This is a genomic window from Aquamicrobium lusatiense, from assembly GCF_014201615.1.
Lineage (GTDB): Bacteria > Pseudomonadota > Alphaproteobacteria > Rhizobiales > Rhizobiaceae > Mesorhizobium > Mesorhizobium lusatiense.
This window is the reverse complement of record NZ_JACHEU010000002.1, coordinates 226,197-239,734: the sequence shown is the minus strand read 5'-3', so window position 1 is coordinate 239,734 and position 13,538 is coordinate 226,197. Positions and strand designations below refer to the sequence as shown.

Annotated in this window: 11 protein-coding genes; 8 read left to right on the top strand and 3 right to left on the bottom strand. The window is 63.1% G+C overall.

Translation table 11 applies throughout. The annotated features are described in order from the left end of the window. Nucleotides 1–30: 30 nt before the first annotated feature. The 7 genes from HNR59_RS15155 (at nt 31) to HNR59_RS15125 (ending at nt 8,423) form a co-directional block, all read left to right on the top strand. Nucleotides 31–1,401, top strand: a complete 1,371-nt coding sequence (locus HNR59_RS15155) for a glutamine synthetase family protein (RefSeq protein WP_183831859.1) — start codon at nt 31–33, stop codon at nt 1,399–1,401. Between the two features lie 115 nt (nt 1,402–1,516). Then, complete coding sequence (locus HNR59_RS15150) at nt 1,517–2,905, top strand: aldehyde dehydrogenase family protein (RefSeq protein ID WP_183831858.1); 1,389 nt, start codon at nt 1,517–1,519, stop codon at nt 2,903–2,905. Nucleotides 2,906–2,999: 94 nt separating this feature from the next. Continuing rightward, complete coding sequence (locus HNR59_RS15145) at nt 3,000–4,172, top strand: iron-containing alcohol dehydrogenase (protein ID WP_183831857.1); 1,173 nt, start codon at nt 3,000–3,002, stop codon at nt 4,170–4,172. 271 nt (nt 4,173–4,443) lie between these two features. Beyond that, nucleotides 4,444–5,496: an ABC transporter substrate-binding protein gene (locus tag HNR59_RS15140; RefSeq protein WP_425488670.1), complete on the top strand. Its 1,053-nt coding sequence runs from the start codon at nt 4,444–4,446 to the stop codon at nt 5,494–5,496. A gap of 166 nt (nt 5,497–5,662) precedes the next feature. Then, nucleotides 5,663–6,550 carry an ABC transporter permease gene (locus HNR59_RS15135; RefSeq protein WP_183831855.1) on the top strand — a complete coding sequence of 296 codons (888 nt, stop codon included), beginning with the start codon at nt 5,663–5,665 and terminating at the stop codon, nt 6,548–6,550. After that, nucleotides 6,547–7,338, top strand: a complete 792-nt coding sequence (locus HNR59_RS15130) for an ABC transporter permease (protein WP_183831854.1) — start codon at nt 6,547–6,549, stop codon at nt 7,336–7,338. The genes HNR59_RS15135 and HNR59_RS15130 overlap by 4 nt, the downstream gene beginning before the upstream one ends. Before the next feature lie 20 nt (nt 7,339–7,358). After that, nucleotides 7,359–8,423 carry an ABC transporter ATP-binding protein gene (locus HNR59_RS15125; protein ID WP_183831853.1) on the top strand — a complete coding sequence of 355 codons (1,065 nt, stop codon included), beginning with the start codon at nt 7,359–7,361 and terminating at the stop codon, nt 8,421–8,423. Here the strand turns inward: HNR59_RS15125 and HNR59_RS15120 are convergent. The 3 genes from HNR59_RS15120 to HNR59_RS15110 all read right to left on the bottom strand — a co-directional run bounded on the left by HNR59_RS15120 (nt 8,397) and on the right by HNR59_RS15110 (nt 12,385). Next, nucleotides 8,397–10,133 carry an ABC transporter permease gene (locus tag HNR59_RS15120; protein ID WP_183831852.1) on the bottom strand — a complete coding sequence of 579 codons (1,737 nt, stop codon included), beginning with the start codon at nt 10,131–10,133 and terminating at the stop codon, nt 8,397–8,399. The genes HNR59_RS15125 and HNR59_RS15120 overlap by 27 nt on opposite strands. Nucleotides 10,134–10,174: 41 nt before the next feature. After that, on the bottom strand, nt 10,175–11,197 hold the full coding sequence (locus tag HNR59_RS15115) for a Fe(3+) ABC transporter substrate-binding protein (RefSeq protein ID WP_183831851.1): 1,023 nt from the start codon (nt 11,195–11,197) through the stop codon (nt 10,175–10,177). 114 nt (nt 11,198–11,311) lie between these two features. Beyond that, a complete protein-coding gene (locus tag HNR59_RS15110) occupies nt 11,312–12,385 on the bottom strand; it encodes an ABC transporter ATP-binding protein (protein ID WP_425488667.1) in 1,074 nt (357 codons plus the stop codon). A 196-nt stretch (nt 12,386–12,581) separates the two neighbouring features. Here HNR59_RS15110 and HNR59_RS15105 point away from each other — a divergent pair, with 196 nt between their 5' ends. Next, entirely contained in the window at nt 12,582–13,427 is an 846-nt protein-coding gene (locus HNR59_RS15105) for an EamA family transporter (protein ID WP_183831849.1), read from the top strand. The last annotated feature ends 111 nt before the right edge of the window (nt 13,428–13,538 follow it).

Genomic DNA, 13,538 nt, shown 5'->3' with positions numbered 1-13,538 from the left:
CATGCAGCTGCAGGGGCGGCGGAGAAGAGAATGGCCGGAAAACTTTCGTTCGATCAATTGAAGAGCGCAGTCGCCTCGGGCGAAATCGATACCGTTCTGACGGCATCTGTCGACATGCAGGGGCGTCTCATCGGCAAGCGCTTCGTGGCGCAGTTCTTCGTCGATTCCGCCTATGAAGAGACGCATGGCTGCAACTATCTGATGGCAGACGACATCGATATGGAGCCGGTGCCCGGCTACAAGGCGGCAAGCTGGTCGAAGGGCTATGGCGACTTCGTCATGAAGCCCGACCTGTCGACCATCCGCCCCGTGCCATGGCTGGAAAAGACGGCGCTGGTGATCTGCGACGCGCAGGATCACCATACCCGCGAGGATCTGCCGCATTCGCCGCGCGGCATTCTGCGCCGCCAGCTCAAGAGGTTGGAGGAGCGCGGCTACATCGCCTATTTCGCCTCCGAGCTGGAATTCTTCCTGTTTTCGGAAACCTATGCGACTGCCCGTGACAAGTACTGGCAGAAGCTCGACACGGCCTCTCCCTATATCGGTGACTATCTGATCGATATCACCTCCAAGGAAGAGGGGTATATGCGGCGGCTGCGCAATGAGCTGAGCGCGGCGGGCATCCCGATCGAGTGTTCCAAGGGCGAATGGGGGCCAGGCCAGGAGGAAATCAACGGCCGCTATGCCGAAGCGCTCGAAATGGCCGACCGCCATGTCTTCATGAAGAACGGGGCCAAGGAGATCGCCCATCAGGAAGGCAAGGCCGTGACCTTCATGGCCAAGTACAATTACGATCTTGCCGGCAATTCCAGCCACATCCACAATTCGGTGTGGAGCGCCGACGGCAAGACGCCGCTGTTCTTCGACAAGAACGCACCGTGGACATTGTCCGAACTCGGTCGCCAGTGGTCGGCCGGCCAGATCAAATACGCACGCGAGTATACCTATTTCCTCGCGCCCTACATCAACTCCTACAAGCGTTTTCAGGCCGGCACCTTCGCGCCGACCAAGATCATGTGGTCGGAAGACAACCGCACCGCCGGCTTCCGCCTGTGCGGCGAGGGCAGCAAGGCGATCCGCATGGAATGCCGGATCGGCGGCGCGGACCTCAATCCCTATCTGGCATTCGCTGCGCTCATCGCCGCCGGCCTTGCCGGTCTCGACGAGAAGCTGGAACTGCAGAAGCCGTTCGTGGGCGACGCCTATCAGGCCTCCAGACTTCCCGAAATTCCCAAGACATTGCGCGACGCGACCGAGACCCTGAACAAGTCGAAGCTGCTGCGGCAGGCCTTCGGCGACGATGTGGTGGAGCATTATGTCCATACGGCCCGCTGGGAGCAGATGGAGTATGACCGGCGCATCACCGACTGGGAACTGCATCGCGGTTTCGAGCGCTACTGAGCACAGCCAGATTCCGGAGGGAGCGGCTGCAGGGCAGCGGCTCTTTCCGGAACAGCCGGAACTGCAGGAAATGGGGCGGTGTGTCCGCCCGGACAACTGACGAAGGACGACAACCATGACCGAAACGGTCAAGCTCATCTCTCCGATCGACGGCTCGGTCTACGCCGAACGATCGGTCGCGACCGATCAGGCGCTCAACGCTGCCGTCGAGCGCGCCCGCGCTGCCCAGTCCGGCTGGGCGCAGGTATCAGTCGCCGAGCGCGGCAAATACATGCTCGCCATGCTGGAAGCGCTTTTCTCCATGACCGACGAGGTCGTGCCGGAAATCGCGTGGCAGATGGGCCGTCCGGTTCGCTATGGCGGCGAATTCGGCGGCGTGCGCGAGCGCGCTTCCTATATGATCGAAATTGCCGAACAGGCCCTGAAGCCGGTCGCCGCAGCCAATCCGAAGGACGGTTTCCGCCGCTATGTGAAGAAGGAGCCGCTGGGCGTGGTGATGGTCATCGCGCCGTGGAACTATCCTTATCTCACGGCGGTCAACACCATCGTTCCGGCACTGATGGCCGGCTCGACGGTGATCCTCAAGCACGCGGCCCAGACGCTGCTGGTGGGCGAGCGCTTCGCCAAAGCCTTCGAGATGGCCGGTCTGCCGAAGGGCGTGTTCCAGAACGTCGTGCTCAACCACGGCCAGACCGAGAAGCTGCTCGGTTCCGGCAAGATCGACCATGTCAACTTCACCGGATCGGTGGGGGGAGGGCGTGCCATCGAAAAGGCAGCCGCCGGCACCTTCATGACGCTCGGCCTCGAGCTCGGCGGCAAGGATCCCGCCTATGTGCTGCCGGATGCGAGCATAGAAAATGCGGTCGCCAGCCTTGTCGACGGCGCGTTCTTCAATTCGGGGCAGTGCTGCTGCGGCATCGAGCGCGTCTATGTGCACGAGAAGGTCTATGACCAGTTCGTGGAAGGCTTCATTGCCGAGACGAAGAATTATGTGGTGGGCAATCCGCTGGAGCAGTCCACGACGCTCGGGCCGATGGCGCATGCGCGCTTTGCCGACCTGATCCGCGAGCAGAAGGCCGAAGCCCTGCGCAAGGGCGCGGTTGCGCATATCAACATGAAGGTCGACGGCGACGTCGCCGGTTCGCCCTATATCGGGCCGGAAGTGCTCACCAATGTCGATCACCAGATGAGCGTTATGCGCGAAGAGAGCTTTGGCCCTATCGTCGGCATCATGAAGGTGCGCAATGACGAAGAGGCCATCGCGCTGATGAACGACAGCCCGTATGGTCTCACGGCCTCGATCTGGACCAGCGATACAGAGCACGCGATTTCGATCGGCGACCGGGTCGAAACCGGCACCGTCTTCATGAACCGCTGCGACTATCTCGATCCGGCGCTGGTGTGGACCGGCGTGAAGGACACCGGCAAGGGCGCGGCATTGTCGGCCATCGGCTACGACAACCTGACACGCCCGAAGAGCTACCATCTGAAGGAAAAGATCTGATGTTCGCCGTCATTCCGGATACAGGCTTCGCCGCGTTCCACGGAATGACGGACATCGGCTCCCAATCTGGCTTCCCCATCGAAAGATCATCTACATGACCAATCCCGTCTCCAAATGGAATTATCCGACCACCGTTTTCTTCGGAGTCGGCCGCATCAACGAGTTGCCGGCAGCGCTTGCTTCCACCGGCATCAGCAACCCGCTCTTCGTCACCGATCCGGGTCTGGCGAAGCTGCCCGTGGTTGCCTCGACACTGGCCATTCTCGATGCCGCCAAGGTGCCCTACGGCGTGTTCTCCGACGTCAAGCCGAACCCGGTTGAGTCCAATCTGACGGCCGGCATCGAGGTCTTCAACAAGGGCGGCCATGACGGCGTCATCGCCTTCGGCGGCGGCTCGGCGCTCGATCTCGGCAAGCTGATCGCCTTCCAGGCCGGGCAGAGCCGCCCGGTGTGGGACTTCGAGGACATCGGCGACTGGTGGACGCGCGCCGACGCGGACAAGATCGTGCCGATCGTGGCGGTGCCGACCACGGCCGGAACCGGCTCGGAGGTTGGCCGCGCGGGTGTCATCACGCATGAGGCCTCGCACACCAAGAAGGTCATCTTCCACCCGAAGATGATGCCGGCCATCGTGATTGCCGATCCGGAGCTGACCGCCGGAATGCCGCCCTTCATCACCGCCGGCACCGGAATGGATGCGCTGGCGCACTGCCTCGAAGCCTATTGCGCACCGGGCTATCACCCCATGGCCGACGGCATTGCCGTGGAAGGTGTTCGTCTGGTTCTGGAAAACCTGCCGAAGGCGTTCCATGACGGCTCGGATCTGATCGCCCGCGCCAACATGATGTCGGCGGCGGCCATGGGCGCCACCGCGTTCCAGAAGGGGCTTGGCGCCATCCACTCGCTGTCGCACCCGAGCGGCGCGCTTTACGACACCCACCACGGCATGACCAATGCCGTGTTCATGCCCTATGTGCTGGCCTTCAACCGCGAGGCGATCGAGGAACGCATCGAGCGGCTCGCAGCCTATTGCGGCATTGAGGGCGGGTTCGATGGATTTGCGGCGGCAATCATCAGGCTGCGTGAGGAACTGAAAGTTCCGCATACGCTGCCGGGCCTGATCAAGGACCTCGATATGGATGCCACACGCAAGGACCTCATCGCGGAAATGGCCATCGTCGATCCGACCGCTGGCGGAAATCCGCTCAAGCTGACCAAGGAAGGCGCGCTCAGACTGCTTGAGGGCGCTCTCACCGGAACCGTCTGAGAAGCGGCATAAGCTGCCCGGACCGCAACAGAAACTCCAGAGGGGAAGCAGGAGGGTATTATTTAGCCGGAAAATAATAGGGGCCGATTGCTAGTATCGGTCAAAGTAGTTTAGCCTTTCACTTTGTGGCGGGCGGGTTTCATCTGGCTTTCATCCAAACGTCACATGAACTCGCTACCGCGTCGCAGGCGTCACAAGGCGTCAGCTCAATGGAGATAACGAGATGTTCAAGTTTGCGGGGAAGGTACTGTCCGTAACGGCAACCGCTCTGATGGTCACGTCGGCCATTTCGTCCGCCCAGTCGCTGGATGAAATCGTCGAGGCGGCCAAGAAGGAAGGCATGCTGACCACCATCGCCCTGCCGCACGACTGGTGCGGATGGGAAGGCATTCTGGCCGGTTTCAAGGCCAAGTATCCGGAAATCACCATCAATGAACTGAACCCGGACGCCGGCTCGGCCGACGAGATTGAGGCGATCCGCGCCAACAAGGGCAACACCGGTCCGCAGGCTCCTGACGTGATCGACGTCGGTCTCGCCTTCGGCCCGTCCTCCACCAAGGAAGGACTCCTCCTGCCTTACAAGGTTTCGACCTTCGACGGCATCGAGGTCAAGGATCCGGATGGCCACTGGTACGGCGGCTATTATGGCGTTCTCGCCTTCGAGGTGAACACCGACATCGTCAAGGAAGTGCCGCAGGACTGGGCCGATCTGCTGAAGCCCGAATATGCCAATTCCGTTGCGCTGGCGGGTGATCCGCGCGCGGCGAACCAGGCGATCCTGTCGGTCTATGCTGCGGGTCTTTCGGCTGCCGGCGGCGACGCCTCCAAGGCTTCGGAAGCCGGTCTCGACTTCTTCAAGCAGCTCAACGAGAAGGGCAATTTCGTGCCGGTCATCGGCAAGGCCTCTTCGCTTGCGCAGGGCACCACGCCGATCATCGTGCGCTGGGACTACAACGCCCTTGCGGACCGCGACACGCTGAACGGCAACCCGCCGGTTGAGGTCGTGGTGCCGAAGAGCGGTGTTCTCGCCGGCGTTTACGCGCAGGCGATCAGCGCCCATGCGCCGCATCCGAACGCCGCCAAGCTGTGGCTGGAATACATCTATTCCGACGAGGGCCAGATCGGCTTCCTGAAGGGCTACTGCCACCCGGCCCGTTTCAACCAGCTGGTTTCCGAGGGCAAGGTGCCGCAGGAAATCCTCGACAAGCTGCCGCCGGCGGAGGCCTACACCAAGGCCGTGTTCCCGACGCTTGAGGAACAGGATGCCAACAAGAACGCCGTCACCGGCGGCTGGGACAGCGTCGTCGGCGCCAACGTCCAGTAAGGCGGCCTGAACAATCCGGCGCGGCTCCGCAGGGAACCGCGCCGGAGCGACCGGGCATTGTGCGAAGCCGCACCGGTTTCGCCCATTGCCTCTACAGAGGGGTAAGATCGCCAGAGCGTGGCTGTTAAAGTGCGCGGTGATCGCGGGAAGAAGGCATGTGTCGCGCATGAGCCAATCGATCGCCGCGCCGGCTTCTGCGGTAACACGCCCGCGCATGTCGTTTGCGTGGCTTGGCGTGATGCCGTTTCTGCTGTTCGCGCTTCTGTTTCTTGTCTTGCCGACCATGCAGATCATCGTCGGCTCCTTCCGCAATGCGGCGGGCGAATTCACGCTCGACAACATCATCAACCTGTTTCAGCCGTCGATCATGGCGGCCTACTGGATTTCGATCCGCATCAGCGTGGCTTCCGCGCTGCTCGGCTGCCTTGTCGGCTTCCTCATGGCATGGGCAATGGTGCTGGGCGGGCTGCCCGTATGGTTGCGCTCGCCGATGCTCACCTTCTCGGGCGTCGCTTCCAATTTCGCCGGCATTCCGCTGGCCTTTGCATTTCTCGCCACCTTCGGGCGGCTCGGCCTGGTCACGCTCATCCTGCGCGACTGGTTCGGCATCAATATTTACGGAATGGGCTTCAACATCCTATCCTTCGGCGGGCTGACGCTGACCTATCTGTTCTTCCAGATTCCGCTGACCATCCTGATCATGACGCCGGCGCTGGACGGCATGCGCCGCGAATGGCGCGAGGCTGCCTCCATTCTGGGGGCATCGCCCTTCCAGTACTGGCGCATGGTGGCGCTGCCGATCCTGTGGCCCAGCCTGCTCGGCACCTTCGCGCTGCTGTTCGCCAATGCCTTCGGCGCGGTCGCAACCGCCTATGCGCTGACCGGCAGCTCGCTGTCCATCGTGCCGATCCTGCTGTTCGCGCAGATCCGGGGCGATGTCTTGCAAGACCCGCATCTGGGCTATGCGCTCGCTTTCGGCATGATCGTCATCACCGGCATCGCGAACTTCATCTATATCTGGCTTCGCGCCCGCAGCGAGAGGTGGATGAAATGAAGATCAACCGCATCTGGTCCTGGCTGTTCTTCGGCATTGGCGCGCTTTATTTCATTTTCCCGCTGGTCAGCACGGCCGAATTCTCGCTCAAGATGCGTCGCGGCGCCTACACGCTCGATGCCTACTGGACGGTGCTGGCCGATCCGCGCTTCCAGCAGACCTTCACCTATTCCGTGCTGATGGCGCTCGCCACCATCGCCTTCGGCGTGCTGCTTGTGGTGCCAACCGCCTACTGGGTTCGGCTGAAGCTGCCGCGCTGGCGTCCGGTTCTGGAATTCGTCACGCTTTTGCCGCTGATCATTCCGCCGATCGTCATCGTGTTCGGCTATATCCGCCTCTACAACACCTCGTCATGGCTGCCGCTGACCGGCTCGGCCATGGGCACCAATCTGCTCCTGATGTTCGGCTATGTGATCCTTTCGCTGCCTTACATGTACCGGGCGGTGGATACCGGCCTGCGCGCCATCGACGTCGCCACGCTGACGGAGGCCGCGCAGAGCCTTGGTGCCGGATGGATCACGATCCTTGCGCGGGTGATCCTGCCGAATGTGGCGGTGGCGGTTCTGTCGGGCGCCTTCATCACCTTCGCCATCGTCATCGGCGAGTTCGTCATGGCGGCGCTGCTCAACCGGCCATCCTTCGGCCCGTACATGCAGTTGCTCGGCGCCAACCGCGCCTATGAGCCGGCGGCACTTGCCGTGATCGCCTTTGCCATAACCTGGGGCTGCATGGCCCTGATCCAGTTCGTCTCGAAGTTCGCGCCCAAGGCGCCGGGCGTTCAGCACTGAGAACGGAGACCGCACAGCCAATGCCAGAGCCCTTCCTGTCGATCCAGCACGTGCGCAAATCCTTCGGTGCCACCACCGTCGTGCAGGATTTCAATCTCGACGTCGAAGCGGGTGAATTCGTTTCCTTCCTCGGCCCTTCCGGCTGCGGCAAGACCACGGTTCTGCGCATGGTGGCGGGTTTCGAGGAGCCGAGTGCGGGGCGTATCGTCATTGGCGGCAAGGATGTCACCGCATTGAAGCCGAACCAGCGCAATATCGGCATGGTTTTTCAGGCCTATGCGCTGTTTCCCAACCTCACCGTGGCGCAGAACATCGGCTTCGGCCTGAAAGTGGCCGGGGTGCCGAAAGCCGAAATCGACAGCCGCGTCGCCGAGATGCTCGACATCATCAAGCTGCCGGCCGGCGAGTTCGGCAATCGCTACCCCTATCAGCTCTCCGGCGGCCAGCAGCAGCGCATCGCGCTGGCGCGTGCGCTCGCGCCAAGGCCGAAGGTGCTGCTGCTCGACGAACCGCTGTCGGCGCTGGACGCAAAGGTGCGTGTGTCGCTGCGCGAGGAAATCCGCTCCATCCAGAAGAAGCTCGGCATCACCACCATTTTCGTCACCCATGATCAGGAAGAGGCGCTGTCGATCTCGGATCGCATCGTGGTCATGTATGGCGGCAAGGTGGAGCAGGTCGGCGCTGCCTTCGAGATCTACAACCGCCCCGCCACGCGCTTCGTGGCCGGTTTCGTCGGCACGCTGAACGTGCTCGAAGGCACGCTGGGGCCGGCAGGCAAGGTGCAGCTCGGCAGTGGCGCGTTTTCGCTGCGGCAGGAGCCTGAAGGGGTGAGGGCGGGCGATGCGCTGTCGCTGGCGCTGCGCCCTGAGGCGATTGCCCTCGGCCACCGCGAGGGCAACGACGCGATGCTTTCGGGCGAGATCGCCGACGTGCATTTCCTCGGCTCGGTCATCCGGGTCCGGGTCAGGGTGGGCGACAGCATCGTCTCGCTGGATACGTTCAACAATCCTGCGACGCCACCGCCGCAGATCGGCGATCATGTCGAGATCAGCTTTTCGTCAGGCGATGTTCTGCTGCTGAACTGACGGCAGCGACTGCGGCACAAGCGGCGTGTCTGCCTGCCGCAGATTGCGCTCCGCGCCAACGCGCGACAGGAGCACCACCGGCAACAGGGCGATCAGCACGATGGCGAGCGCCGAAATCGACGCCTCCTCATAGGTGCCGCGCGCGGCCTCGCCATAAAGATGGGTGGCCAGCGTCTCCACATTGAGCGGGCGCAGCAGCAGCGTTGCCGGCAGCTCCTTCACGCAATCGACGAAGACGAGCAGGGCGGCGGCGGCGAGCGCCGTCTTCGACAGGGGCAGATGCACGCGCCGCAGGGTGCCGGATGCGGTTTCGCCGAGCGTGCGCGAAACCTCGTCCAGCGATTGCGGGATGCGGCTGAGGCCGGCAGCCATTCCGCCCGCCGAAATGGCGAGGAAGCGCGCCGTATAGGCGTAGACCAGCGCCGCACCCGAACCTAGGAAGATGAGGCCGGTGGAGATGCCGAACCATGACCCGGCCAGTGCGTTCACCGTGCGGTCGAAGGCTCCCAGCACGATAACGAGCCCGATCGCGATGACGGTTCCGGGCGCGGCATAGCCGATGGTGGAAAGGCGGAAGGCTGAAGCGGAAAAGCCGCCCGGCCGAATGCGCGCCGCATAGGCCGCTGCCGCACCGAGCGCCAGCGTGAGCAGGGTGGCTGCCGCCGAAAGCAATATCGTGCCCGATACGGTCGACAGGAAGCGTGGCGGTACGCCGGCATAGCCGATGCGGGCCCAGGCTTCCGTCGCCAGATAAAGCGCTGGCCCGATGAAGCCGATCAGGACAGGTATCAGGCCGAGCACCAGCAGCAGCGCTCCGGTGGAGACGGACACGCGATGGCGTTCAAAGCTCTTGCCGCCGCGCTGTGCGCCGGCCGCGAAGCGCTGGCGCCGCCGCGCATAGTGTTCAAGCGCTACGACCGCCACCACGACGACCAGCAGCGAAAGTGCGATCTGCGATGCGCCCGGCAGGTCGGAGCGGGTGATCCATGTCGTGTAGATCGATACGGTCAGCGTGCGCACGCCAAGGAATTCGGCGGCGCCGATGTCGTTCAGCGTCTCCATCAGCGCAAGGCTGATGCCGACCGCAACGGCCGGCCGGGCCAGCGGCAGGGCGACACGCCAAAACACAGCCCGGCGCGAGACGCCGAGCGTGCGGGCCGCCTCGATCAGGCTTGCCGGCTGCGTCAGGAACATGGCGCGGGTGGCGATGTAGACGTAAGGGTAGAGCACGAAGGAAAGCAGGATTATGCAGCCCGTCATCGAACGGATGTCGGGCAGGCGGAATTCGCGCGGGCTGGAATAGCCGAGAACGGTGCGAATGGCGCCCTGAACGACGCCGATCGGGTGCAATATGTCGAGATAGGTATAGGCGACGATATAGGTCGGGACCGCCAGCGGCAGCAGCAGCGCCCATTCCAGCGTGCGGCGTCCGGGAAATTCGTAAGCGGTGACCAGCCATGCCGTTCCGGTGCCGAGAACGGCGACCAGAATGCCGACACCGGCAAGCAGGATCAGCGTATCACGCAGGGCAACCGGCAGGATGGTGGAGAAGAGATGCGCCCATAGCCCTTGCGAGCCGTGCAGCGCCTCGAAAAACAGGGCGAGAAAAGGCAGCGCGACGCCAAGGGCGGCAAATCCCGCCACAATGAGCCAGGCGGCGCCGGAGCGCCGCCTTCTGTTCGATCCTGAACCCCTTGCTGCCATGGTCATTAAAAATGGAATGGCATCCGCGAGGATGCCATTCTCCCATGTCAGTTGTCGAAGCCGACCTTGTCGACCAGTTCGCTGGCAGCCTTGCGGTTGGCGACGATTTCGGTGAGCGGCTTGGAGTCGATCTTCAGGTCGCCGAGTTCGGCTATCAGCGGATCGGCGGCGACGCCGGCCTTGACCGGATATTCATAGTTCGCTTCGGCGTAGATCTTCTGCGCCTCGTCCGAAACCAGATATTCCAGCAGCTTGACCGCCTCGTCCTTGTTCGGTGCGTGTTTGGCGACGGCAGCGCCCGAGATGTTCACATGGGTGCCGTCGTCCTTGAAGGTCGGCAGGATGACCTTGATGGCATCGGCCCATTGCTTCTGCTCGTCGCCGCCGGACCCCGAACGCATCAGGCCGACATAGTAGGAGTTGGCGACGGCGATGTCGCAGACACCGCCCAGAATGTCCTTGGCGCCTTCGCGGTCGCCGCCGGCTGCCTTGCGGGCGAGGTTGCCCTTCAGGCCGGTCAGCCACTTCTCGGTTTCTTCAGCACCGTAGTGGGCGATGTAGTCGGCGATCAGGGCGGTGTTGTAGGGGTGCTGGCCCGAGCGGATGCAGACCTTGCCCTTCCATTTCGGATCGGACAGGTCCTCATAGGTGACCGCGTCCAGATCGAGATCCTTGGCGGTGTAGAGCACGCGGGCGCGCATCGACAGGCCGAACCAGTGACCGTTGGCATCGCGAAGCTGGGCCGGAATCGCTTCGCTCAGTACGGCCGATTCCACCGGCTGCGTCACGCCCTTGTCGACCAGATCGACGAGGTTGCCGGCATCGACCGCCATCAGGATGTCGGCCGGCGAGCTTTCGCCCTCAGAGGCCACGCGCTCGGCGAGGCCATCCTTGAGGAAGACGGTGTTGACCTTGATGCCGGTCGAGCTGCTGAAGGAATCCAGCAGCGGCTGGATCAGGCCGGGTTCGCGGGTGGTGTAGATGCTCACCTCCGCTGCCGAGGCCACATTGGCAACGGCAAGCAGTGAGGCGGCGGCGAGAAGCGTCGTCTTGAAATGTGCGTTGCGCATGGAACCTCTCCTCCTGTGTTGGGCTACACAAGCTGAGCACCATTTATGATCCAGATAGTCAAGTTTTCTTGGGCCAGTTTGGCGTCGATCACGGAAAGTTTATTGCCGAAATCGTCAGGAAGCGGCGAAGGCCAGAACCGTGTTCGGATCGATCTGGAAGTGCAGCCTGCCGTCCCGTATCTGCAAGGGCTGCGTGGTGCGCATGGTGAGCGGTGTTTCCAGTCCCTCGACCTCAAGTTCGAGCTGCTCGATCTCGCCGCGGAAGCTGCGGGCGCGGACCGCGCCGAAAAAGGCGTCTTCGGCAAGGCAGGGGCATACGGCCTGCGGGCGGATGAAGGCGAGCGCCTGGCCGCCCTCGGCAAGATCCAGCCTGCACGGAAAGGCGCCGAGCGCCGTGTGCAGCCGGCCATTGCGATAGGTGCCGGGAATCCGGTTGAAGGTGCTGAAGAACTCCGCCGCATAACGATCGACCGGCCGGTCATGCAGATCGCGGCCGGTGCCGCTCTGGACGATGCGGCCCGCCTTCATCAGCACGACGCGATCGCCGGTGGACAGTGCCTCCTCGGGGTCGTGGGTAACGATGATGGCGGTCGTGCCGGTGCGTCGCAGGAGGGCGATGGTGTCATGGCGCACCCGTTCGCGCAGGTCGCGGTCGAGATTTGAGAAGGGTTCGTCCATCAGCACAACCGCGGGCTGCGGCGCCAGCGCGCGCGCCAGTGCCGCCCGCTGCTGTTCTCCGCCGGACAGCATGTGCGGATAGCGGTCTGCCATCGCCGAGAGCGCCGTCATTTCCAGCAGCATGGCAGCGCGCGCTCGGGCGGCTTCACGCGACCATTTGCGCAAGCCGAACATGACATTCTGTTCGATGGTCAGATGCGGAAACAGGGCATAGTCCTGAAAGACAAAGCCGATATTGCGCTTTTCGGGCTCGACGAACACATCTGAACCGGCGAGTTCCCTGCCGTCCAGCCGCAAGGTTCCGCTGTCCGGTTGCTCGATGCCTGCGATCAGGCGCAGCAGCGTGGACTTTCCGCAACCCGAATGGCCGACGAGGCAAACGATCTGCTTCGGCTCGATGGCAAGATCGACCGGGCCGAGCGCAAATCCGGGCCCGAGCCTGCGCGCGAGCCTGTCGATCTCCAGAACCGGTTCCGGAGGATTCCCGCTGCCATGAAGTTGTTCCGCCACGAAACGATCCCCTCCAGCTTCAGCCATCTGAACCGGGCTACATGGCCATGGCGTCCAAATCAAGGATGGCGCGGGTTCAGTGGACCAAAGGATCGCGTGGTTCATGCGCATTGCAAGAGAGGTTGCAGACCTTTACGGCGGGTAACGGATTTAAGCTGGCTCTTTGCAATCCGGAGGCGACAGCAGGTGAAATGACATGAGCCTTGCCGTTTTCAGCGCCGTTCTTGCCGCGGCGCTGATGCATGCTTCGTGGAATGCCCTGATCAAGGTCAGGCTGGACCGTTTCGCCTCGATCTCTTTGACGTCGCTGGGCATGGCCATCACGGCGCTCCCGGTGCTGCCCTTCGTTGCATTTCCGGGCAGGATGGCGTGGATGTGGATCGGCGTTTCGCTGTTCATGCACATCGGCTACCGGCTGTTCCTGATCCGCGCCTATGAGGTTGGCGATCTTGCCCAGACCTATCCGCTGGCGCGGGGAACGGCGCCGCTCATCACCACGGTCGGCGGTATCGTCCTCATTCAGGAGGTGCCCGGCCAGTTTGCCCTGATCGGCATTCTGCTGTTGTCGGCAGGCACATTTCTCATGTGCCTGCGTGGGGGAGGGCGGCTGGCCGCTCTCAACCCGGCCGCCGTCTTCTACGCGCTGACGACCTCGCTGTTCATTGCCGGTTACACGCTGGCGGACGGATTGGGGGCGCGCGCAGCGCGGACCGCGCTCTCCTATGCCGCGTGGCTGTTCGTGTGCGACGGCATCGTCGCCACAACCGTTGCGCTGATCTATCGTGGCCGGCGGCTGGCCAACACGCTGGCGCTGGAATGGCGTATCGGCCTGCTCACGGGGTTTCTCAGCGGTGCGGCCTATGCGATCGCCATGTGGGCGATGACGAAGGCGCCGATCGCCTCCGTGGCGTCGCTGCGCGAGACCTCTATTCTTTTCGCCATGGCGATCTCGGTTTTCGCGCTGGGCGAAAAGATGACCGGCTGGCGCGCCGCTTCCGCCTTGTGCATCGTGGCCGGGGTGGTGGCGCTTCGGCTCAGCTGAGGGCTGCCATCTCGTTGAAAAAGGCGCGGCGCAAGCCGGCGCCCGCAGGCCTTGCGGGGTCGTCTTGACGAACACCGCATCGTTCCGCATTCTCTGCCCTGTGGTTGGGAA

Excerpts from the sequence above, each read along its gene's own strand:
- HNR59_RS15125 (WP_183831853.1), top strand. The coding sequence starts at position 7,359 with ATGCCAGAGCCCTTCCTGTCGATCCAGCACGTGCGCAAATCCTTCGGT.
- HNR59_RS15120 (WP_183831852.1), bottom strand. The coding sequence starts at position 10,133 with ATGACCATGGCAGCAAGGGGTTCAGGATCGAACAGAAGGCGGCGCTCC.
- HNR59_RS15145 (WP_183831857.1), top strand. The coding sequence starts at position 3,000 with ATGACCAATCCCGTCTCCAAATGGAATTATCCGACCACCGTTTTCTTC.
- HNR59_RS15135 (WP_183831855.1), top strand. The coding sequence starts at position 5,663 with ATGAGCCAATCGATCGCCGCGCCGGCTTCTGCGGTAACACGCCCGCGC.
- HNR59_RS15130 (WP_183831854.1), top strand. The coding sequence starts at position 6,547 with ATGAAGATCAACCGCATCTGGTCCTGGCTGTTCTTCGGCATTGGCGCG.
- HNR59_RS15150 (WP_183831858.1), top strand. The coding sequence starts at position 1,517 with ATGACCGAAACGGTCAAGCTCATCTCTCCGATCGACGGCTCGGTCTAC.
- HNR59_RS15105 (WP_183831849.1), top strand. The coding sequence starts at position 12,582 with ATGAGCCTTGCCGTTTTCAGCGCCGTTCTTGCCGCGGCGCTGATGCAT.
- HNR59_RS15115 (WP_183831851.1), bottom strand. The coding sequence starts at position 11,197 with ATGCGCAACGCACATTTCAAGACGACGCTTCTCGCCGCCGCCTCACTG.
- HNR59_RS15140 (WP_425488670.1), top strand. The coding sequence starts at position 4,444 with ATGGTCACGTCGGCCATTTCGTCCGCCCAGTCGCTGGATGAAATCGTC.
- HNR59_RS15155 (WP_183831859.1), top strand. The coding sequence starts at position 31 with ATGGCCGGAAAACTTTCGTTCGATCAATTGAAGAGCGCAGTCGCCTCG.